Origin of the sequence: Arthrobacter sp. B10-11, from assembly GCF_033142195.1 — a bacterium.
GTDB lineage: Bacteria > Actinomycetota > Actinomycetes > Actinomycetales > Micrococcaceae > Arthrobacter > Arthrobacter oryzae_C.
Window position 1 is genome coordinate 291,379 of record NZ_JAWMTH010000006.1, and the last position, 21,978, is coordinate 313,356.

Consider the following 21,978-nt stretch of genomic DNA (forward strand, 5'->3'; position numbering starts at 1 on the left):
CTCATGGATATAGAGTCATCTCATAGATGAAGAGGAGCCGACCGGGCGCTTCTCAGGGGAAGCGGGGGCGTCGGCTGCATGAGTGTTCTCTATAGAGCGGTGTGGTCGGACACATCGGGCCCGGATCCTCGGGCTGTGGTCGAACGGCTCAAGATCTTGGTCGCAGGGTGGATCCAGGAGACTTCCGAGCCTGTGCCGATGGTCGAGGGGCGCACCGAGTTCGACGTTTCCCAAAGCCGGCACCGTGACGTCTTGCTCCGGTCGATCGGCCCGGAAGCCTTCGAAGTCACCGTGACGGACGAGCTCCCCGCAGACCCGACCGACTGGACGACCGTGATCCGGGTCGTCGCCGACGGGGACGGGGTTTATGCCCTCGTTGAATTGAGTATGTCCTCGGACGACCTCGCCCGCCGGGTCACAGTGGGGCGGCCGAAGATCGTGCACGACCTGCTGACCGCCGTCGAGAAGCCCCACCTCGGCGGGAGCCCAATCCTCACCGAACCTCTGCCCGTGCCCTCGAACGGGATCGACATCCTGGCCGAGATGCTTGCGAAGCCGGACCGGACCCTTCCCGTTATCGTCTGTTCAGAGCCGTTCGGCGAGCATGATGGCTCCTGGTTGCGCATAGCGGGGGGTCTTGCCGCGCGCGCCGAGGGTGTCGCCACCGTCATCACCCTTGAGCGCAGTGCCGTCGCAGCGTTCCGGAACGAGTTCGGATCCCTCGCGATCTGGGATGGCGGCGTGCGGGTTTACGCGCCTGGCATCGTCACCAGGGACGCTGACGGGTGGCGTCACCGCTATTACCTCCGGACGCGGTTCGAAGAGTCGCGGGCAGGCACGGTCGACCGCATTGTCTACTCCGTCGCGCAGCTCTCCACCAGGCGTCGTGTGCCCGATGCCTTCCGAGTCTTCGGTGTGCAGAGCGGCCTGCCGGCGGACGCACTCGACGGCATGGTCCCGGCGAAGGAGCTGGTTGATGCCCGTGATCACTGGGAGTTCGAGCTCGAGTTGGCCCGTGACGAGCAGAGCTCGTTGGAGAAGGAGCTTGCGAGCGCCAACGGCCATCTGGCAAGGCTCAAGGACGAGTTGATCAGCCTCGGACTGGCCGATGTCCTCTGGGGGACGCAGCACTCCGATGGAGCGTCGGTACCGGATGAAGTGCAGTACGCCTCGGAAGCCGTGATGGCGGCCCAGATGTACCTTTCGGAGTGGCTCGCTCTGCCGGAGTCCGCGGTCCGTGAGCTCGAGGACATCGACACCGCGCCCGAGGCTTACAACTGGGGCAACAAGACGTGGCGCGGACTGCGCGCCCTCGCGGCCTACGCCCAGGAGCGGGCTGCCGGATGGGACAAGGGCGGGTTCTGGGAATGGTGTGCCTCGGGCCCCCTGCTCGGCTGGCCGGCCTCGACCAAGAAGCTGTCGATGACTGAGAGCGAGGGCGTTCAGACGGGCGGAAAGTTCAAGGGCACGCGTGACTTCGAAGTCGACCCTGCAGTGGATCCCTCGGGCGAGACCACGATGCTCGCGCATCTGAAGATCTCCGAGGGCGGCGGCAGCCTCGCCCCGCGAGTCTATTTCTACGACGACACGGGCGGCGCGACCAAAAAGGTGCATGTCGGATTCGTCGGGCCGCACCACCTCGTCCCGAACCAGTCGAAGAACTGAGAGCAGCCCTGCCGAGAACGGGGAGCCTCCATCGGCCAAGAAAATCAGCCCGCGCCTGACGGCAACGGGCTGATCATGATGGTCAGAGTCTACGCGGTCCGGTGACTTCACGCGGACGATGTCGCCGTCACGGACCTATGCCGGCTAGTGGTCGATTGTCAGCTGCCGATCACCCTCGGTGGCGAACTTGTCTACCACCAAGAAGGCCTTGCCCAGATCGTTGAGCGTCAGTTCGAGGCGGAAGTAGTCAACTTCACCTTCGGCGTTCTTAAAGGGACGGATACCGGTTGCAATGCGCCCGCGTCTCCAGTCATCAAACGACTCGGTGAAAAATTGATCAGCCTCATCCCAAATCGAGCACTCCGCTTCGTACTGGTCGTACTCCGGATCGTCATAGGTTTCCTCGTGGACATCGAGGTCGGCCCAGGCAAAAAGCTTCGCTACCGCATCAGAGTAACTCGTTGGCCCCACGAAGAACTGCCAGGTGACAAGTTCCTCTGGGTCATGACTGTCCTCGTGATCGATGCCAATCGAGATCGAACCGCGGCCCGAAGACTTGTTGATCCATTCCTCCATATCAACCAGAAGCCGCGTACCACCCGCGAGCATCTCCATCCAGGGTCTCGCCAGCTGGAGTTCGCGGATTCGGAGAACATAGGGATCGCCGGCCGCAGCATCCTTGAGCGGAATTCGGGCTGTCTCATCAAGCAAGTGCGCAGCTGGCACGAGCAGCTTCCATCCGCCGGTCGATGTTTCGACGAGCGTCTCGCGATTCACAAGCTGCCAGTAGCATTGCTTGGTCTCAGGGTGGTAGAGGACAACAACAACCGGCAGCGAGTGGTTCGTCCAGTAGCGGACGTGTGCGGCGTCAGGGCGAAACCACCAGCCACCGGGACCGGGTTCACTGAACCAGCTTTTGCCGCCCTTGATCTGGAGAGCCAGGAGCCGGCCACGGACATCCTCACCGTCCACGAGCTCCGCGTGAGCATCGATACCGTAATCCTCGGTGGGCTGATCGCGAAAAAGCCATCCGAGCTCATCCTCGACAGCAAGACGTGTGTGAGTCAGGCCTGCACTGCCGACTTTGGCACTAGGTTTACGGCGCATCACAGACCCATCTTGCCGCACTGCGGGCCCGACGTGATGAAGGCGTGCGGCGCGCGGCCAACCGGATTTGCCACTCTGAACAGCAGTTGCTGAGCCCGGACGCAAGAGGAAGAAACCCCGGCGTCGGGGCTCCTTCTTCTTTGTCCGTCGGTACAGGACCCCTAACCTTCGAGGTCGATGAGCCCGACTGTATCGAGAAGGGTACCAACGTCCAGAATACGGTCCGCCTCCCTCAACCCCTCGAAGTACAGATGCGACTCCAGGGCCGGCTGCCAGTCGAAGGTGTACCGCAAGGTGAGGCTGAACAGCAGCAGATCGGCGAACAGGCGCGTAATTCTCCCGTTTCCATCCACAAAGGGGTGCACTTTGACAAGCCGGTGATGCGCGGTCATCGCCACCCAACCCGGGTCCATCTGATCCTGTTCTACCCAGAACCTGATATTTCCGACCTCAGCGGCCAGCTGCTCGCGGATCTGCTCCGGAGCAACACCGATGGTGACCTCCCGGGTCCTGATCTTTCCTGCCCATTTCCAGATCGGGGAGTAGCAGTTCTTATGGAGGGACTCGAGGATGCCGTGCGTGGACAAGTCGATGGCAGTGACTGCACCCTCGCCTATGGCTGACATCATCTCTGCCTGAACCGCGGAAATGGCATTGGCCTCGGCCTCATATACCTGCAGTTTGGTGTCGAAAGACACTCCGTCCACGAACGCCGTCGCGTCCTCAGGATCGACCGGTGTGCTGTCGTAGCCTGGGCTCACCAAGCCGCCACGTCATCGTCCGGCGGCTGACGGCGGTTCCGGTCCCGCATGCGGATCGAGAGTACGTCTGCGAGAGCCTTCCTCGACTCCTCAGTGGATTCCACAACAATGTGCTCCGGCTGGACTGCACGATCCTCGATGGCCATCGAAGCTGCCACCTGCTCGGCAATAACCCGGTCGTCCACCTTGACCGGCTTCATGGCCGGCCTTATCTCAAAGGATTTGAACGAGAGGCCGAGATGTTCGGTTTTGGCTGTCGCTGCCCGCTTGACCAGACCCGCTGTGTACTTGACCTTTTTCATCCCTCCTCCTTCCGCCGGTCACTGTTCACAGTCTACGTCGGCACAATCAACCCGGCAGCAGGCAGGGGCCCGGTTACCGGCTCCTTTCTTTTCTGATGGGCGGCTCTTCAGATCGGCACAGCCGATCCGGATCTGGCCTCGAAAGACGACACGCGCTCCTTCCCGACCAGAAAGGAGCAGCACGATGAGTAACGACGACCACAAGTGCAGCCTGGCCCAGCTGGAGCGGGCGCTCGAGGTGCTCGACGGCAAGCTGAAGCACCTGGAGCTGCAGGCCCCCGTGCGGATTCGCGCCATCGGCGGCTTCGGATGGCTGCCTAAGACCCGCACCGGCCCAGCCGGCGCTGCGCCCGACGAGCACCGTCTGGCTGCCGAGCACCACCTTGAGCCCGGACGGGGATGCGCGATCGCGCTCTTCGTCGGGGCTCTCTTTTTCCTGCTCCATTAGTTCAGGCAAGCACCACCAGAGGGTCAAGGCATCAGTGCTGATCTCCCGGACGCCAGCGGGCTCCGTCTGCGCCTCGACAACTGAACGGCGCGTCGAGCGTCAATGAGAGTCCCTCGCCTGGGCGACGTGAGACAGGGCCTGCTCAATCCGCTCTGCTGTGGGCTTCCCGCGGTCACCATCCACCAGGACCGTTTCGGCAAAGGAAAATGGAGCGTCCTCGCGAACGCGTTCCAGGACCTCGACGAAGCGCCTGTCTGCGGTCAGGAACAGGTCACAGTCGACCAAGTAGGACGCGTGCTGAGCATCCACCGGGTTGCCCTGGCCGACCTTGGCTGTCAGCTGCACAAAATTGATTGCCCAGTTCAGCCAATTTCGAGGGACATCAGCAACGCGGGCCTCATCCAGCCACATGTTTACGAAGCTCTCCGGGCTGGACCGCAGCTTCCCGAGGTCCACCCAAGGCTCGATCCAGTCGGTCATGGTGCGGTCCTCGCCAGTGATGCGGGCTCGAGGACCGATCACTCCCAGCTCGTACCAAGTGACGTGCGCGAGATTGAGTCGCCACAGCGCCCTGGTGGAGCGGTCCCATCCGGGCAGGTTCCTGTGAAGGGAAGCCCTGTCCGACTCCGGATCATCCTTTCCGTGAAGCTCGGTGAGGTCGCCCACCTTGAACTTCTCCTCCAACAGCCCTCTGCGGTTCTGCTTCTGGCCTTCGACGATGTGATCCCTCATGCGGGACTGGCCTCGTTGATGCTCATGCAGGGGCGTGGAGTCCTCCAGAGCCTGCCTCCAGATTTTCTTCAACCAGAAGGTCCGGAGACGTTCCACCTCGGCACGGTCAGGAATCCGGCGAAGCCACTCAGGATGAGTGCGTCTGATGAGCTCTACGACTTCCTCAGCGAACAGATCCGCCTCGGTACGAACGCGCGTTCTCCTGGAACCCTTGGCAAGGCCGGCCACCAGTTTCCTGCGGACCTCCTCGAGCGGGATGTCGATGATCTCCAGCAGTGTGCTGGGCAATACCTGCACCTGCAGGTCCAGTTCTTCAAGGAGGGTCTCCAACCGGGGAAGTGACCCATCATCCAGCGTGGACCACAAGTTCGTATCGAGGGTGATCCGCGTGCTTTGAGTCGTCATTCTTCGACCATAGTGCTGCCAGCACGTGATGCGTTCGACCTTGCGGCTTGTCCTCGTCCGTCAGGGGCGTCGCGGGTAACCAGCCGGCATGTTCGTGTCCGAAAGTCGCTGAACGCGGTCGGTGAGATGCTGTGCCCATCACTTCGCCATCTCACGCGATCGAGATCTCCCCGTCATTAAAGGGGGCTCATCGGGAACCCGGTAGGTTGTGGTCGTTGAGCACGGTGCTCCCTCCGGCCCATCGGGTCCCGCACGTAGGGCACACGATGTGCCACTCATCCGTGCCGCGGAACTCGATCATCGAGCCGACGTTCTCCCCGCTTGACGGACACCAGCGATTCATGTTCTCCTCTGTCTGAAAGATCGCCTCCCGGATCCCGCCAGAGTCCAAATCGTCGCCGTTGCTTGTCATGGTGAGAACCCTACGCCGGGCTTCGGACAGTTATGGCCTGTCGGAGCCAAGAGACAGGACAGACTGAACCACGAACCTTCGGCTTGCGACCTGCTCCGGCGGCGGAAACCGGCGGGCATAATCTTGCTGCACTTCCAAGGGGAGGGTCATCCAGATAGCTGCAACACCTGCCCAGAAGTCGGCCCAGCACTCGTCTTCGGTGGGTCGCGCTAACGGCTCAGGGCCACCAGCGCTTACGTTGAGCTGCTTATGGCTGCGAGAAGACATGACCACCACCTGAGTACGTGCCGCTTACGAGTGTTGCTATGTCAGCACTGTATGGCATGAGCAGTATTCCGTAGTCATGTATTCCTGCTTGAAGCCTTGACGAATGGGTCTCCGCAAACGAGCGTCTGCGACTCAGCTCCGGCGGCGGGTCTGTACCCCTGTCGTTACGCAGGACACGCCGACATTGTCGGTCTCTCAGAATTGGTTTGTCGCAAACGCTAGATAACATGAGAGACAAGGTCGACCAGGCGTCGACCCCGGGCTTGTTCAACACTGACACTTTTGAGCCCTGAGCTCTCAGACGCCGAACATCGGAGCTCTCCACCGAAAGATCGTGGAGAGACACGGACATCGGCTACGCGCGCGTCTCGCGCAGCGACCAGATTCTGGTCCGCCAGATCAATGAGCTTCAGGACGCTGGCTGCGATCGGATTTTCACCGAGAAGGCCTCAGGCAGCAAGGACTCCAAGCGACCCGAGTTCGATCTCTGCCTCCGAATGCTTCGCCCATGCGGCTCGTTAGATACCCCAAGAACCGCAGACTGCGTGCGGTCACGCGATGCTCAAATTTCATTTGGGTGTTCCTCGCGGAACACCTGGATCGGGTATAGAGGGGCGCTATAAGTCCCTTCTTATTCAGCCATCTATCAGCGGCCGTCTGCCACGCTTTCTCCCTACCCGCCACCCCGGCAGGTTTGAGTCCAACATGTCGGTCTTCTCCGAGTTGAGCTCACCGTTCCGGAGCTTGTACCGCTGACTGTGCAGCCAGACTCCTAGCTCATGCTCTTCGCCGGAAACAGACGCCTTGTGCCTCGGCCACTCGTGGCCGGTTGCCCGGTATCTGGCCAGGGCCTGGAGTCGCTCCAGCCAGCGACTCTCGTCCGCCTCGGCACGAGGCGCTGTCTGCCAAGCGGGCAGCACAGCCAGGCCGTCCCGAAATGTTGGTGGCAGGGCTCCTGTCCGGGCCTCTTGGCGCCTGCGCTGCAGCCACGCCGCCAGGGTGCGCTCTGATTTGGTCCCGCTGTGCCTTGATGGGTAACGCCCCGTCTCCTGCACGAAAGCGAGCAGCTGCTGCATACGCTCCAGGCCCTGTACCGTGACTTTTGAGGGCTTTCTACCCGCTGCCACCTGATGCTCTGCCTGCAGGCCAGGATCAGTCTTTCGGGCGATGCCGAGGTGGTAGCCAACTGTAGCCGGTGCTGCTTTAACTAACTCCGCTATTTGGCGCCGGCCGAGGCCACGACGATACATCAGTACCCATTCTTGGTTCGGTGCCCTGCCCCGAATGTTGGTAGTCACGCCACCATCCTGCCACGACGCATGGAGGGGTGTTGCCGGCCCGTAGCCGCGGCAATGCAGGGCCCGGAGCAAGCCTATTGCCCGAGGGGTGTGTGGTTGGTATTCCGGCCAACATATTGTGCCAGCGGACCCAACGCCGGCTGCGACGAAGGATCGCCCACCGCATCGGCCCCCACCGCATTGGCCGCCGCCAGCGCCGTGGAGTAGTCCAGCCCAGCCCGGACCGCCAGCACCAGGGCCGCGCAGAACGCATCACCCGCCCCAATCGTGTTCGCCACCGTCACCGCGGACGCCGGGGCCCCGGCCACCTTCCGCCCGCGCTCGAACATCGCCGAGCCGTCCTTCCCGTAGGTCACCGCGACAAGCTTGGCTTCGGCCAGTGCCGGAATCAGCTGGTACTCGGTCTCGTTGACGATCACGAGGTCGCACTGCTCCAGCAGCTCCGCCGGCAGGTCCATCGCCGGGGCCACGTTCAGGACGAAGAAACCGGAGGAACGCCGGGCGGCTTCCAGCACCACGGGCAGGCCCACCTCGAGTTGGCACAGCACCGTCTCGTCGGGCGTAAACTCCACGTTCTCCAACGAAAACGCAGCATTGGCCCCGGGGCAGACCACGATCTGGTTTTCGCCGTCGGCGTCCACCACGATGAGCGCGGTACCCGTCGCGTCGCCGTCGAGCACCGCCACATCAGTGGTGTCCACTCCCGCGCCGGAAAGCGCCTCCAGCATCAGGCGGCCGGAGGCGTCATCGCCCACAGCTCCGATCATCCTCGTCCTGGCGCCCAAACGTGCAGCGGCCACTGCCTGGTTGGCTCCCTTGCCGCCGGCCTGCTGTGTCAAAGTCCCACCGCCAAGGGTCTCACCCGGGGAGGGGAGCCTGTTCGCGGATCAATAGTGTTCGCCGCTGTCACGGATTCCGCGGGCAGTCATGGCTGGGGCTTCGTTCAGGACGAAGCAACCGGTGGAGCGCCGAGGGCTCCCAGCACCACGGGGCCGGCCAAATTTGAGCTGCCGTGGCATGCCAGTGCCACCACTGCCGGCCCCCATCGCGAATCTCGAACGACGCCGTCGTGTAAACGGGCAGGGTCGGCATGATCATGAAATAAAAAAGGAATCACGGGTATGTGTATCCTCTGGACATGCCCTCTAACGACGCCCCGGTAGTCGCTGCCTCAATCGCCGCCTTTGTGGCCTTTTCTGTATTTGTGGCTGACCGTGTCATTCAATGGCGCAACCAGCGACGGGAGCTTGAACGCATTGAGTATGAGAAGCTCCTCATCGCTGCACGGCGCTTTACGATCAACATCTTTGCTGGCAGAAGAGCTGAGGCGAACGAAGATCGCTTTGTACTTTTCTCTGCAGACATGTTGTTAGCTCTAAACACTGAGCCAACTATCCATAACCAAGACGTAAAGCTATTAATCGACTTTCTATGCCGGCGCATCGTAACTCTTGGTGGGATGACCTTCGATCCTAAATTTGAAGAGGAATCCGAACGAGAAGACAACTGGGGTAATCAATTGGATCAAACTGTGCATGTCTTGGGCAGTGTTGTCGCGGCCCACTACCACAGGCTGTTGGCCCCTCATGCAACGGACAACCTGTTTATCAACCTGCTTATGGAGACCAAGGACCGCGAGGATGGGCTACTGGACGATGAAGACCAATGGTGGAACCGCCCCGTTGAAGACTGGCTGAAACCCATACCTCTCAATCCAAGTGAAAGGACCGTGGGTTGGCACCTCTATTTCGAGAGGTTCAAATATTTCGTAAAACGCGTTCGTTTGAGGATGCGCCGTGGGAAGGGGATGGGGCCGAATCTTGAAGAAGCAGTCAAGGTCAAAAAGACAGACGCGGGCGATGGCGTGTAAATCAGCTCGATTTTTTCTCGCAACCAGACCATGTAGCTCACAACATGAACCTGCCTAGTGCAACTGTCTTAGATCCTCTCGACAAGTAGCCCCTCTCGAGTTTCCGCGCTCAAGATTCATTACAGGAAAGATAAAGAAGCTCACTTCTCAGTAACGGATCATCGGCGGTAATCCGTAGGTACGTTTCGACAGTCTCAGCCACCCGGTACGACATCCGCCACCTCTACCTCCACTCCAGCATCCCTGAACTTCGCAACCTGCCCAGCATCCGCGCCGTCGTCCGTCACCAGCGTCCAGGGCAGCGCCAGCCGCGCCCACGCGTGGAAGGGCCGGAGGCCCAGCTTCGACGAATCCGCCAGCACATACACCTCCCGGCCGCGCCGGGCCATGAGCTCCTTGAGCCGGGTTTGGGCGTGGTCGGCCTCGCAGATGCCGTCCTCGGCGGTGACGGCGTCGGCGCCCAGGAACACGCGGTCAAAGCTCATCCGCTCCAGCGCCGCCTCAGCCAGCGGACCCACAAAACTTTGCGAAAGGCTCCGCAGCCGGCCGCCCAGGCAGTCCACCTCGATGCCCTCCGAATCGGCCAGCTCCTGCATAGTGTTGATGCCCGGCGTCGTCACGGACAGCTTCTCGAACCCGCGCAGCTCGTGCGCCAGGGCACCCACGGTGGAGCCGGCGTCGAGCAGGATGTTCTCCCCGGGCCGGATCACGGACGCCGCCCAGCGGGCGATGGCGTGCTTCTGCTCAAACGCCTCGCCCGTGCGCTGCCGCAGCGACGCCTCCGGGTGCGCGCCCAAAGCCATCGCCCCGCCATAGGTGCGGGCCAGCCGGCCCTGCCCGTTCAGCAGCGCCAGGTCGCGGCGGATGGTGGAGGCCGTCACCTCGAACCGGGCCGACAGTTCCTCCACGGACGCCAGGCCGGTGGTGACGGCGAGGTGGTAGATCTCCTCGCGCCTGGCATTTGCGCTCAGCATTCCCGGTCTCCTTCGCGTGGGCGTGGTTACCATGCTAGTTCCGGCCCCCAACAAAACAGTGCTGCTACACGGCCACGCTGGGCCGCGTGGCCATCTCCGCCGCCTGGTGCAGCGCCTCCACCATGCTGCGCGGATCAGCGATTGCCTTGCCGGCAATGTCAAAGGCCGTGCCGTGGTCCACGGACGTCCGGATCACCGGCAGGCCCACCGTGATGTTCACGCCGGCCTCGATGCCCAGCACCTTCACCGGCCCGTGCCCCTGGTCGTGGTACATGGCCACCACCAGGTCGTAATCGCCCCGGCCGGCCAGGAAGAACAGCGTGTCCGCGGGCAACGGGCCCGTCACGTCGATCCCGGCAGCCTGCGCCGCCTTCACGCCCGGTTCGATCTTCTCCGCTTCCTCGCCCTGGCCGAACAGCCCGTTCTCGCCCGCGTGCGGGTTGATGGCGCACACACCGATCTTCGGGTTCGGGATGCCCGCCCGGACAAGGGCCTCATGCCCGCGGCGGATGGTGCGCTCCACCAGGTCCGGGTTGATCTTGCGGATCGCGTCCATCAGCCCGATGTGCGTGGTCACGTGGATCACCCGGATCTTGGGCGTGGAGAGCATCATGGACACTTCCTCCGTGCCCGTCAGCTGCGCCAGCAGCTCGGTGTGCCCGGGGAAGATATGCCCGGCCGCGTGCAGCGCCTCCTTGTTCAGCGGCGCCGTGCAGATGGCCTGCACCGTTCCGGCCATCGCCAGCTCGCTCGCCACCCGGATGTACTCGTACGCGGCGTGGCCGGCCACAGGGGAGAGCTGCCCCCACGGCAGGTCCTCCGGCAGCAGCGCCAGGTCGATCACGTTCACCCGGCCCGGCGTGAACACCGCGTCCTCCACCTTTTCGATGGTCCGGATGTCCGCCTCGATGCCCAGGACCTCAGCGGCCTGGCGCAGGCGCAGCGCGTCGCCGATCACCACGGGCCGGCACTCGGCGTTGCTCTGCGGATCCAGCACGGCGGCCACCACCACCTCCGGCCCCACCCCGGCGCCGTCGCCCATGGTGACGGCCACATAGGGGAGGGCGTCCTGCTTGGTCTTGCTTGCTGCTTCGGTGGTCATTTCTGCTCCAGATCGTTCGGAAGTCTTGCTGGGAAGGGTGTTGGCGGGAGCCTGCGCGGATGGGCCGCGGCGCTCCCGGATTTCGTCGTAAAGCTGTAGGAGGGCCAGGTCATCGCCGAAGCTGCCGGGCTTGGTGCCCACCAGGGTTCCGTCCTCGGCGCGGCTGAGCACCGCCCCGTGCTGCACGGCCGCGAGCGGCACCAGCCGGTGGAGGCCGACGGTGTCCAGGACTTCCCGGGCCGTCTCCCCGCCGGTGAGGATCATGTCAGCGTTCGTTCCCTTGGCTGCCTCGGCCGCGAAGGCGGACAGCGCCCGGACGATGCCGGGGGCCTTTGCCGGGTCCACTTTGGCGGCGGCCAGGGTGACGGCCACATTGCTGCCCGCCGCCAGCGTCTGCCGGACCTCGTCGAGCTGCGGCTGGTACGCGCCGGTGGCCCCTGCATATAGCGGGTGCAGCCGGACCACCGTGAAACCGCGAGCCTCCAGCCGGGCCAGTTGCGCCTGTGCGGTTCCGGAAGCGGAGCCGACGACGGCGAGCACCGGCCGGGTGCCTACGTGCAGTTCCGCGGTGGCTGCCTCAGCCGGTGCCCCGGACTGCGCATTTCGCGCAAGTTTCGCGGCCAGGCGCTGCGCGAGAGCGTCCGCGGTTCCGCCCGTACCCACGAGGACCACCTGCCGGCCGCCCGCGTTGAAGCCGATCTCCAGCAGGGCGTCCACCACGTGCTCCAGGTCCTGCACGGTCTCGCCGTCAGCCACCACCAGCGCCGGCTGTGCGGAATCCAGCAGCCCGGCCAGCTCCGCGGGAGGCGAGCCGGACCGGACCGCGGCCAGGTCCAGGGTCTTCACCGAGGCCGGATCCTCCGGGCGGAGGAGCGTAGGAATATCGGCAGGCGGCGCGGACAGTTCGGTCTGCCACAGCTCCGTCTGCGCCAGGGGAGTCCCGGCAACGAACGGCCTCCCGCCAAGAACCGAACGCTGCAGCTGGGGGAGCGCCCCGGCCACCACGGCGTGGTAGCCCAGGCCCGTCAGTGCGGCCGCTTCGGCGCGGACGTTCCCGCGCCACAGCGAGTCGATCTTTTTGAAGAAAACCTGCGCGCTCGTAGCGGCGCCATCGGAAAAAGCCTCCGCCACCAGGGCTCCGGCAGCAGCCTCAGCAAGCCCGCGCGAGTGGGTGTCGGTGACCACCACGTCGGTGGCGTGACCCGGCGAGGAGGCGCCGCCGTCGTGCGTTCCCGGAAGAGCGGCCGTTCCGAGCAGGACCTGCGCGGACAGCCCGTGCTGCACAAAGCAGTAGCCAACCTCGGCGGCGCCGGAGAAATCGTCGGCCTGCACAAATACGGAAGCCACATTGCTCCTCTCGTCGTAGGCGGCTGATGTTCCATATGGGTATTTCGATTCCATATGGAGCGGGATGCATTCATTCTGACACGGTTGCGCGAATCGCGCTAGCAGGGTTGCGCAAATTGCGCAGGAGTGGCAAAGTGATGGAGACAACATTCGGCGCAGCCAACCGGCAGGCCGCCGTCCCCGTACAAACCGAGAGGTCAACGATGACCGTTCTTCCTCAAGGAAGTGAGATTTCCCGCCGCAGGCTGCTGCAGTTCGGCGCCGCGGCAGGGTTTCTGCTGGGCACAGGAAGCCTCGCCGGCTGCGCCGGCCCCACCGGACTGCCGGGCCCCAGCACCCTGACCCTAGCGCTCAACCGGTCCCTGGTCAGCCTGGACAACAAGCTCAACCAGTTCGACGCCGCCGTCACCGTGCAGCGCTCCGTCCGCCAGGGCCTCACCGCCATCGGACCCGAAACAAAGCCCGTCCTGGTCCTCGCGGACCGCTTCGAGATGACCGGCCCCACCGAATGGACCGTCCGGCTCCGCGAAGGCATCCGCTACTCGGACGGCAGCCCCGTCAAAATCGAGGACGTGGCCACTGCGCTGAAGATGTACCAGCAGGTGCAGGGCTCCTTCGTGGCCGGCTTCTTCCCCGAATTCCCCGCGGTGGTGCCGGTGGATGACCGCACCTTCAAGATGGTGTCCAAGAAGCCCGTCCCCATCCTGGACTCGCTCATGAGCATGATCCTGATTACCCCCGCCGCGCAGAACAGGCCGGAGGAACTGCAGGAAGGCCTGGGCACCGGCCCCTACGTGGTCACCAAGTTCAACCGCGGCGCCGGCACCTACAGCCTGGCCCGCAACCAGAACTACTGGGGCCCCGCACCGCAGGTGGAGAACGTGGAAGTCCGGTTCCTCCCCGAGGAATCCAGCCGCGTCATCGCGCTGCGCAGCGGCGAGGTGGACATCATCGACTCCATCACACCCGACTCGCGCGAACAGCTGGCCGGACTTCCCGGCGTCGAACTCAAGGAAGCCTCCAGCCTCCGGCTCAACCAGATCTTCTACAACTTCCGCAAGCCCGCCGGCCACCCGCTGGCCGACGTCCGCGTCCGCGAAGCCCTCAGCTGGGCCATCGACGGCGAGGCGCTGGTGAAGGACGTTCTGGTGGACTCCGTCAGCGCGGCCGAAGGCGTCACGCCGTCCAGCCTCACCGGCTACCACAAGACCGGCACCTACACCTACGATCCGGCGAAGGCCAAGGCCCGGCTCGCGGAACTCGGCGTCAAGGACCTCACGCTGAAGATCATCTGGGAAACCGGCGAGTTCGCCTCCGACACCTCCGTGATGGAGGCCCTGGTGGAGATGTTCGGCGCCATCGGCGTGAAGACCGAGCTGCAGCAGTTCGAACCCGGCGGCAACATCCTGGCCTGGCGCCAGGGCAAGCAGGGCGACTGGGACCTGCTGGGCAACGGCTTCAGCAGCCCCACCGGCCTGGCCATCACGATGATGCAGGGCATGTACGCCGGCACCCCGGAAAAGGAAAAGACCCGCGACACCTACCAGGGCTACGTCATCCCCGAGGTGCAGGCCAAGATCCAGGCCGCGTCCTCCGAGGTGGACCCGGCCCGCCGGCAGGAACTCCTGGCCGTGGCGCAGCAGGCCATCTGGGACACCTGGCCCTGCGCCTGGGCGTTCGTGCCCAAATCCGTCCTCGCCCACCGCGAGCGGGTGTCCGGCATCAACCTGGCACCCACCAACTCCTACCCGCTCGTTGATGCACGGCTGGAGGCCTAAGCCATGACGAACTACATCCTGAAGCGCCTGGGACAGGGCCTGCTGACCGTATTCCTCACGGTCTCCACCGTCTTTGTCCTCATCCGCATGGCCCCCGGCGATCCCGCCGTCTCCTACGCCGGACCGCTGGCCACCACCGAACAGCTTGACGCCGTCCGCGAACAGTTCGGCCTCAACAAGCCGGTGCTGGAGCAGTACTGGATCTTCCTGCAGCAGCTGCTCACCGGCAACCTCGGCCAGTCCTACTCCTTCCAGGCCCCCGCCATGCAGGTGGTGGCCGAGCGGATGCCGTACACGCTGACCCTGGCCACCGCGTCCATCCTGCTCACCGCCGTCGTAGCCATCCCGCTGGGCGTGTGGATGTCCCGCCGGCCGGACACCGGCAAGGAACTCGGCGTGAACGTGCTGACCATCGCCGGGCAGTCCATGCCGGACTTCTGGACCGGCATCATGCTCCTCACCGGCTTCGCCGTGCTGATCCCGATCTTCCCGGCCTCCGGCTTCGCCACCTGGGGCGGGCTGGTGCTCCCCACCATCACCATCGCCATCCTGCAGATCGCCCTGATCTCCCGGATGGTCCGGCGGGAAATGACCGCCAACTTCGCCGCCCCGTACCTCACCGTGGCCCGCTCCCGCGGCGTTCGGAACTCGGTGCTCACCTGGCGCTACGCCATGGGCAACTCCGCCATCCCGGTGTTCACCGCCTTGGGCACCCGCTTCGCCGCCATGCTCAACGGCGTGGTGGTGGTGGAAGTGGTGTTCGCCTGGCCCGGCGTCGGCTCCCTGATCGTCCGTGCCCTCGAAACCCGCGACTACCCCCTCATCCAGGCAACGGTCCTGCTCACCGCACTGCTGGCCGTGGGTGTCCAGCTGCTGATCGACCTCGCCTACCCGCTCCTTGATCCCCGCGTTCGTCTTGGAAAGGCGGCAACAGCATGAGCCTCGACACCGCAACCCCCGCTGGTTCTTCCGGCGGCGCCGGAAAGGCAGCGCAGCCGGCCCGGCAGCCGAGCCCCAGCGCCGTCACCAAGGCGGACATCGCCGCCGCCGGCGCCACCCGCCGTCGTAAAGCCGCCAAATGGAAGCTCATCGTCGGCACCGTCTGCACCCTGCTGGTGATCATCCCGATCATCCTGGCCCAGGTGCTCCCGCTGCCGGACGCCAACTTCCAGGACCTCTCCGCCCGGCGCCTGCCGCCGTTCACGGACGGGCACCTGTTCGGCACCGACCAGCTGGGCCGCGACCTCCTCTCCCGCGTGCTGCACGGCGGCCAGGTCTCGCTGACCATCGGCCTGCTGGCCGTGCTGGTCTCCGGCGCCATCGGCATCATCCTCGGCGCGGCCGCCGGCTACTTCGGCGGCTGGGTGGACACCATCGTCTCCCGCCTCCTCGAAGCGCAGATGTCCTTGCCGCTGCTCATGATGCTGCTGCTGGTGGTGGCCCTGTTCGGCCCCTCCATCCCAGTGATCACGTTCGTGATCGCCATCGCCCAATGGCCCGAAGTGGCCCGCCTCACCCGCTCCATGGTGCTGGTGGAACGCGAAAAGCCCTACGTCTCCGCGGCCCGGATCCTGGGCCTGCACCGTATCCAGATCCTGATCCAGCACATCATCCCCAACGTGATCAAGCAGGCCACCCTGGTGGTGCTGCTCCTCCTGGCCCAGGCCGTGCTGCTCGAGTCCGCTTTGTCATTCCTGGGTGCCGGCCCGCAGCGCCCCTTCGCCACCTGGGGCCGCATCATCTCCGACGGCCAGGACTACATCACCACCTCCTGGTGGATGGTCACCCTGCCCGGCCTGGTGATCGTGCTCATGGTGGTGGGCGTCAACCTGCTGGGCGACGGCCTCCGCGACCGTCCCCGCCGCAAGAAGAAGGGTGCCTGACATGACCGCTTCAACCGTCACCGAACAGCCGAAGTTCACCGAACAGCCGCTCCTGGAGGTCCGCGACTTCCAGGTGGAACTGATCACCGACGCCGGCATCATCCGCGCCGTCGACTCTGTCAGCTTCAGCATCCACCGGGGCGAGACGGTCACCATCATCGGTGAGTCCGGTTCCGGTAAATCGACGACGGCGATGGGCATCCTCCGCCTGCTGCCCGAGGACCTGGCGGTGCTTTCCGGCACCGTGCTGATCGACGGCGTCGACGTCACCGCCGATCCCAAGGCGATCGACAAGGTGCGCGGCAAGACCCTGGCGCTGATCCCGCAGGACCCCATGACGGCGCTGAGCCCGGTCCACTCGATCGGCAGCCAGCTCTTCGAGGCCATCCGGATCGCCGGCGCCGCTTCCGCCAAGGACAAGGGCGCCCTGCAGGCCCGGGCCGTCCGGCTGCTGGAACAGGTGCATATCCCCACCCCGGAGAAGCAGCTGAAGAAGTACCCGCACCAGCTCTCCGGCGGCATGCTGCAGCGTGTGCTGATCGCCATCGCGCTGGCCAGCGAGCCGCAGCTGCTGGTGGCGGACGAGCCGACGTCGGCCCTGGACGTCACCGTGCAGGGCGGCATCCTGGACCTGCTCCTGGAACTGCAGGAGCAGCGCGGCATCGGCATTCTGATGATCACGCACGACCTCGGCGTGGCCCGGCTCATCTCGGACCGCATCCACGTGATGAAGGACGGCCGGTTCGTGGAGTCCGGCGACGTCCAGCAGATTGTGGACCACCCCGCCACCGAGTACACCCGGGCCCTGCTGGCCGCCGTGCCCGTCCTGGGCCCGTGGGACGAAACCCCCGCAGCCACCACCCTGACCACAACTGGAGCAAAGCCATGACGAAGCCGTTCCTCGCCGTCGAAAACCTCGTGGTGGACTACCACGTGCCCGGCGGCACCTTCCGGGCCGTTGACGACGTCTCATTCTCCGTGGACAAAGGCAAGACGATCGCCGTCGTGGGTGAATCCGGCTGCGGAAAGTCCACCATTGCCAAGGCGCTGATGCGGCTGGTGACCCCTACCAGCGGGCGCATCGAGCTGGACGGAACGGACATCGCTTCGATGAGTGAGGCGAAGCTGCGGCCGCTGCGGTCCAAGTTCCAGATGGTGTTCCAGGACCCGTACGGCTCACTGGACCCGCACATGACCGCGCAGGAGATCGTGGCCGAGCCGCTGAAGCTGCAGGGCGTCCGGTCCAAGGCGGAGCGGCACAAGGCGGCTGCCAAGCTGATCGACCAGGTGGGCCTGCCCGTTGCGTCCCTGGACAAGCACCCGTCCGAGTTCTCCGGCGGCCAGCGCCAGCGGATCGGCATCGCCCGGGCGCTCGCGTCCAAGCCGGAACTGCTGGTCTGCGACGAAGCCACCAGCGCCCTGGACGTGTCCGTGCAGGCGCAGGTGCTGCGGCTGCTGAAGTCCATCCAGGACGAAACCGGCATCACCTATGTGTTCATCTCGCACAACCTTGGCGTGGTGCAGGAGATCAGCGATAGCGTCTTGGTGATGCAGCGCGGCAAGCTGGTTGAACACGGCACCACCGCCTCCGTCCTGACCGCCCCCAAGGAGGACTACACCCGCAAACTCCGCCGCGCCGCGCTGGACCCCTCCACCATGACGGGCCTGAAGCCGCGGCACCTGGTCCGCTCCCTGGCGCTCAGCGGGCAATCGAACTGAGCCCAGGCCTGAGCCTTCTGTACTTTCCGACCAACGCAACCGCAAGGAATCAACGCATGAGCAAGCAGCCCGAAGGCACCCAGGTGGACGGCCTGAAACTCCCCATCTCCCGGCTGGTCCTGGGAACCATGACGTTCGGCGACACCGTCGACGAGGCCACCGCGGGGCGGATGGTGGAGGAAGCGCTCGACGCCGGCATCACCACGATCGATACCGCCAACGCCTACGTGGGGGGTGTTACGGAGGAGATGCTTGCCCGCCTTTTGAAGGGGCGCCGGGACGAGGTCATCCTCGCCTCCAAGGCGGGCATGCCGCACGCGGACCATGGCTCTAATTCGCCGCTGTCCCCGGCGGGTCTGCGGGCCAGCGTGGAAGGCAGCCTGCGCCGGCTCGGCGTGGACAGCATCGACCTGTTCTACCTGCACCAGCCGGACCGGGCCACGCCCCTGCGCGACACCCTGGCCACCGTGGCCGAGCTGTTCGCCGAGGGCAAGATCGGCGCCCTGGGCGTCTCCAACTTCGCCGCCTGGCAGATCGCCGACGTCATCCACACGGCGCGGGAAGTGGGGGCACCGACGCCGGTCGTCGCGCAGCAGCTGTACAACCTGGTGGCGCGCCGGGTGGAGGAGGAATACCTCGAATTCGCCGCCACCCACAACGTGCACACCATGGTCTACAACCCCCTCGGTGGCGGACTCCTCACCGGCAAGCACAGCTTCGACGCCAAGCCCACCGAGGGCCGCTACGGCGACTCCAAGCTGGCCGCCATGTACACCCAGCGCTACTGGGACAAGCAGTTGTTCGACGCGATCGGGGAGCTCTCCCGCATAGCGGACGGCGCCGGCATCACGCTGGCCGAGCTCTCCCTGCGCTGGCTGGCCTACCGCGACGGCGTGGGCTCGATGCTGCTGGGCGGCTCCAAGGTGGAACAGCTCCAGGCCAACATCGCCGCCGTGGCCAACGGGCCGCTGCCCGCCGACGTGGTGGAGGCCTGCGACGCCGTGGGCTCCTCGCTGCGCGGCCCCATGCCCGCCTACAACCGCTGACTTTTTCCGGCACCAGCCGCGCACTTCCGAACGACGCCCCTCCGAAACTGACTGAAGGACTCCCATGACATCCGAACTGGCCCTCGAATTCGCCCGCAAGATCCGCGCCCGGGAACAGGCCGTGGGCTACTGGGCCGTGCTGGACGCGCCCGTGGCCACCGAACGCATCGGCCGGCTGGGCTATGACTACGTGGCCCTGGACGCGCAGCACGGACTGCTCGGCTACTCGGGCGTCCTGAACGGGCTCATGGCCATCGACGCCGGGCACACCGCCGTCGGCATGGTCCGGGTGGAGGACAACAACATCACCGCCATCGGCAAGGCGCTGGACGCCGGCGCCGTGGGCGTCATCGTGCCGCTGGTGAACACGGCCGAGGACGCTGCCGCCGCCGTGGCCGCTGCCAAGTACCCGCCGATGGGCGGCCGCTCGTACGGGCCCATGCGCTCCGCCCTGCGGATCGGCCCGAAGCCCGCCGACGCCAACGCCGCCACCCTGGTGTTCGCCATGATCGAGACCCCGGACGGCCTGGCCAACGTGAAGGAAATCTGCGCCACGCCGGGCCTGGACGGCATCTACGTGGGCCCGTCGGACCTCGCCATCGCGGTGGGCGCCGCCTACCCGGGGGACCCCGCCGTCGACACAGAATTCAACGCCGCACTGGAGACCATCGCGGAAGCCGCCGCCTCCGCGGGCATCGCCGCCGGCATCCACACTCCCGCCGGCACGGTGGCCGCGCAGCGGCTGACGCAGGGCTACACGTTCACCACCATCGCCTCTGACCTGACGCACCTGGAACAGATCGCCAAGTCCCACCTCGACGCCGCCCGCTCCGATGCCGGTACCAAGGAGAGCTGACCCCATGCAGAACACCACTACGGACGCCTACAGCACCATCACCCCGGACGGGACCGTCAAGCGGGCGGACGGCGCCGACTTCGCCTACCTCCCGGCGCCCACCGTGCAGAGCCACGCCGCCAACCTCCTCACCCTGCCCGACGGCCGGCTGGGCTGCGTCTGGTTCGGCGGCACCCAGGAAGGCGTGCCGGACATCTCCATCTGGTTCTCCACCCTGGAGCCCGGCAGCAGCCAGTGGTCCGAACCGGCACAGCTCTCCGACGATTCCACCCGCTCCGAGCAGAACCCCATCCTTTTCACCGCGCCTAATGGGGCCCTGTGGCTGCTGTACACCGCGCAGCTGGCGGGCAACCAGGACACCGCCGAGGTCCGCCGTCGTACGTCAACGGACGGCGGCCGCACCTGGGGCGAGGTGGAAACGCTGTTCCCCGCGAACGAAACCGGCGGCGTGTTCGTCCGCCAGCTCCCGGTGGTGCTGCCGTCCGGCCGCCTGATCGTGCCGATCTTCCGCTGCATCACCACACCGGGGGAGAAGTGGGTGGGCAACAGCGACGACAGCGCCGTGATGATCTCCGACGACGCCGGCGCCACCTGGACCGAGCACGTCCTTCCGGGGAGCCTGGGCTGCGTGCACATGAACATCCAGCCCGTGGCCGATGGCTCGCTGCTGGCCCTGTTCCGCAGCCGCTGGGCCGACTCGATCTACGAATCCCGCTCCACCGATAGCGGCTCCACCTGGAGCGAGCCGGTCCCCACCGAGCTGCCCAACAACAACTCCTCCATCCAGTTCACGGCGCTCGCCGACGGCCGCCTGGCCCTGGTCTACAACCACAGCCGGGCGGAGGCCTCGACTGAGCGCCGGCTGTCGCTGTACGACGAAATCGACGACGACGGCCTGGCCGAGGAGCAGGGCCAGCTGGCTGAGCCGGATGCTTCCGCTGTTGATGACGACGGGTCACGGAAGGCGTTCTGGGGGACGCCGCGCTCGCCGATGACGCTGGCCATCTCCGAGGATTCCGGGCGTTCCTGGCCGATCCGGCGGAACCTGGATGTGGGGGACGGGTACTGCCTGTCCAACAACTCCCGCGACGGGCTCAACCGCGAATACTCCTACCCGTCCATCCACCAGGGCCCGGACGGTTCCCTGAACATCGCCTACACGTACTTCCGGCAGGCCATCAAGTTTGTCCGGGTGGACCCGCAGTGGGCGTACGAAGGCACCAGCACGCCGGGCGGGGACGAGGACGGCTCCATCAATGACTGAACAGGCGCACGCCGTTGTCACCGGCACGAGCTCGGGGATCGGCAAAGCGATCGCCGAGCAGTTGCTCGCCGACGGGTGGCGGGTGACCGGCCTGAGCCGCAGCGAGTCCTCCTTGGGGGAGGGCTTTCGGTGGCTGCGGGCTGACTTGTCCGAGCCGGAGTCCTTGGGCAATGTTGTCGAGGCCATCGGACCGGCCGACGCACTGGTCCACGCCGCCGGGTTCCAGCGGACCGCTCCCTTGGGTTCTCTCGATCCTGCTGCGTTGGCGGGCATGTTTTCGGTGCACGTGGCGGCGGCTTCCGTGTTGGCCAACGCCTTGGTGCCGTCCATGCCCGACGGCGGGAGGGTGCTGCTGCTGGGCAGCCGCACCTCCACGGGTTCGCCGGGGAAGAGCCAGTACGCGGCCACCAAAGCTGCGTTGATGGGGCTCGGACGGACCTGGGCGCAGGAGCTCGCGCCGCGGGGGATCACGGTCAATGTGCTCTCCCCGGGCCCGACGGACACTCCGATGCTGAACGACCCCGGCCGGGCAGCCACCCCGGTGCGGATGCCGGCCCTGGGCGCCCTGGTGGACCCGGAGGATGTGGCCGCCCTCGCTGCGTTCCTGCTGGGCCCGCACGGCAAGTCGATCACGGGTCAGAACTACGTCATCTGCGGAGGCGCCTCCCTCTAACCCCGACCCTCTAACCACGACGCTCTCTCACTTCCTGCCGCTTTTCCCCGGACGCTCTCTCACTTCCTG

20 protein-coding genes and 1 pseudogene are annotated in these 21,978 nt (G+C 65.4%); 13 read left to right on the top strand and 8 right to left on the bottom strand.

Annotated features, from left to right (window positions below):
- Positions 1-135 precede the first annotated feature (135 nt).
- Complete coding sequence (locus tag RW112_RS18665; RefSeq protein WP_317783185.1) at positions 136-1,665, top strand: hypothetical protein; 1,530 nt, start codon at positions 136-138, stop codon at positions 1,663-1,665.
- Between the two features lie 144 nt (positions 1,666-1,809).
- Here RW112_RS18665 and RW112_RS18670 read toward each other — a convergent pair whose 3' ends face one another.
- The 3 genes from RW112_RS18670 to RW112_RS18680 all read right to left on the bottom strand — a co-directional run bounded on the left by RW112_RS18670 (position 1,810) and on the right by RW112_RS18680 (position 3,835).
- Positions 1,810-2,772: a DUF4365 domain-containing protein gene (locus RW112_RS18670; RefSeq protein WP_317783241.1), complete on the bottom strand. Its 963-nt coding sequence runs from the start codon at positions 2,770-2,772 to the stop codon at positions 1,810-1,812.
- 161 nt (positions 2,773-2,933) lie between these two features.
- Positions 2,934-3,533, bottom strand: coding sequence for a Fic family protein (locus RW112_RS18675; RefSeq protein ID WP_317783186.1), 600 nt, complete (start codon positions 3,531-3,533; stop codon positions 2,934-2,936).
- Complete coding sequence (locus RW112_RS18680) at positions 3,530-3,835, bottom strand: hypothetical protein (RefSeq protein WP_317783187.1); 306 nt, start codon at positions 3,833-3,835, stop codon at positions 3,530-3,532. Before RW112_RS18680 ends, RW112_RS18675 begins: the two co-directional genes overlap by 4 nt.
- Before the next feature lie 184 nt (positions 3,836-4,019).
- On the opposite strand from RW112_RS18680, the gene RW112_RS18685 reads away from it, so the two are divergent.
- Positions 4,020-4,283 (top strand): hypothetical protein, encoded by a 264-nt coding sequence (locus RW112_RS18685; protein WP_317783188.1) that lies wholly within the window; start codon positions 4,020-4,022, stop codon positions 4,281-4,283.
- 99 nt (positions 4,284-4,382) lie between these two features.
- Here the strand turns inward: RW112_RS18685 and RW112_RS18690 are convergent, their stop codons facing one another.
- On the bottom strand, positions 4,383-5,420 hold the full coding sequence (locus RW112_RS18690) for a hypothetical protein (protein ID WP_317783189.1): 1,038 nt from the start codon (positions 5,418-5,420) through the stop codon (positions 4,383-4,385).
- A 1,029-nt stretch (positions 5,421-6,449) separates the two neighbouring features.
- On the opposite strand from RW112_RS18690, the gene RW112_RS18695 reads away from it, so the two are divergent.
- Entirely contained in the window at positions 6,450-6,722 is a 273-nt protein-coding gene (locus tag RW112_RS18695) for a recombinase family protein (protein WP_317783242.1), read from the top strand.
- A gap of 12 nt (positions 6,723-6,734) precedes the next feature.
- Here RW112_RS18695 and RW112_RS18700 read toward each other — a convergent pair whose 3' ends face one another.
- Both RW112_RS18700 and RW112_RS18705 read right to left on the bottom strand, forming a co-directional pair.
- Entirely contained in the window at positions 6,735-7,349 is a 615-nt protein-coding gene (locus RW112_RS18700) for a helicase associated domain-containing protein (RefSeq protein ID WP_317783243.1), read from the bottom strand.
- Positions 7,350-7,471: 122 nt separating this feature from the next.
- Positions 7,472-8,284, bottom strand: a pseudogene (locus tag RW112_RS18705) (ribokinase); the annotation flags it as partial.
- A 251-nt stretch (positions 8,285-8,535) separates the two neighbouring features.
- On the opposite strand from RW112_RS18705, the gene RW112_RS18710 reads away from it, so the two are divergent.
- Entirely contained in the window at positions 8,536-9,267 is a 732-nt protein-coding gene (locus RW112_RS18710) for a hypothetical protein (RefSeq protein WP_317783191.1), read from the top strand.
- A gap of 194 nt (positions 9,268-9,461) precedes the next feature.
- Here RW112_RS18710 and RW112_RS18715 read toward each other — a convergent pair whose 3' ends face one another.
- Together RW112_RS18715 and pdxA are read right to left on the bottom strand one after the other, a co-directional pair.
- Positions 9,462-10,241, bottom strand: coding sequence for a DeoR/GlpR family DNA-binding transcription regulator (locus tag RW112_RS18715; RefSeq protein WP_317783192.1), 780 nt, complete (start codon positions 10,239-10,241; stop codon positions 9,462-9,464).
- A gap of 64 nt (positions 10,242-10,305) precedes the next feature.
- The gene (gene pdxA / locus RW112_RS18720; protein ID WP_317783193.1) at positions 10,306-12,690 is read right to left on the bottom strand and encodes a 4-hydroxythreonine-4-phosphate dehydrogenase PdxA; all 2,385 of its coding nucleotides are present in this window, start codon (positions 12,688-12,690) and stop codon (positions 10,306-10,308) included.
- Between the two features lie 137 nt (positions 12,691-12,827).
- Between pdxA and RW112_RS18725 the strand changes: the two genes are divergently transcribed.
- The 9 genes from RW112_RS18725 to RW112_RS18765 all read left to right on the top strand — a co-directional run bounded on the left by RW112_RS18725 (position 12,828) and on the right by RW112_RS18765 (position 21,909).
- Positions 12,828-14,468 (top strand): ABC transporter substrate-binding protein, encoded by a 1,641-nt coding sequence (locus tag RW112_RS18725; RefSeq protein ID WP_317783244.1) that lies wholly within the window; start codon positions 12,828-12,830, stop codon positions 14,466-14,468.
- 3 nt (positions 14,469-14,471) lie between these two features.
- Positions 14,472-15,407, top strand: a complete 936-nt coding sequence (locus RW112_RS18730; protein WP_317783194.1) for an ABC transporter permease — start codon at positions 14,472-14,474, stop codon at positions 15,405-15,407.
- Complete coding sequence (locus RW112_RS18735) at positions 15,404-16,351, top strand: ABC transporter permease (protein ID WP_317783195.1); 948 nt, start codon at positions 15,404-15,406, stop codon at positions 16,349-16,351. The genes RW112_RS18730 and RW112_RS18735 overlap by 4 nt, the downstream gene beginning before the upstream one ends.
- A 1-nt stretch (position 16,352) precedes the next feature.
- Positions 16,353-17,240 carry an ABC transporter ATP-binding protein gene (locus tag RW112_RS18740; protein ID WP_317783196.1) on the top strand — a complete coding sequence of 296 codons (888 nt, stop codon included), beginning with the start codon at positions 16,353-16,355 and terminating at the stop codon, positions 17,238-17,240.
- Positions 17,237-18,070, top strand: coding sequence for an ATP-binding cassette domain-containing protein (locus RW112_RS18745; RefSeq protein ID WP_317783197.1), 834 nt, complete (start codon positions 17,237-17,239; stop codon positions 18,068-18,070). The genes RW112_RS18740 and RW112_RS18745 overlap by 4 nt, the downstream gene beginning before the upstream one ends.
- A gap of 56 nt (positions 18,071-18,126) precedes the next feature.
- Complete coding sequence (locus RW112_RS18750) at positions 18,127-19,116, top strand: aldo/keto reductase (protein WP_317783198.1); 990 nt, start codon at positions 18,127-18,129, stop codon at positions 19,114-19,116.
- A 64-nt stretch (positions 19,117-19,180) separates the two neighbouring features.
- The gene (locus tag RW112_RS18755) at positions 19,181-19,972 is read left to right on the top strand and encodes an HpcH/HpaI aldolase family protein (protein WP_317783199.1); all 792 of its coding nucleotides are present in this window, start codon (positions 19,181-19,183) and stop codon (positions 19,970-19,972) included.
- A gap of 4 nt (positions 19,973-19,976) precedes the next feature.
- Positions 19,977-21,236, top strand: coding sequence for a sialidase family protein (locus tag RW112_RS18760; RefSeq protein ID WP_317783200.1), 1,260 nt, complete (start codon positions 19,977-19,979; stop codon positions 21,234-21,236).
- Positions 21,229-21,909: an SDR family oxidoreductase gene (locus RW112_RS18765; protein WP_317783201.1), complete on the top strand. Its 681-nt coding sequence runs from the start codon at positions 21,229-21,231 to the stop codon at positions 21,907-21,909. Before RW112_RS18760 ends, RW112_RS18765 begins: the two co-directional genes overlap by 8 nt.
- Positions 21,910-21,978 lie beyond the last annotated feature (69 nt).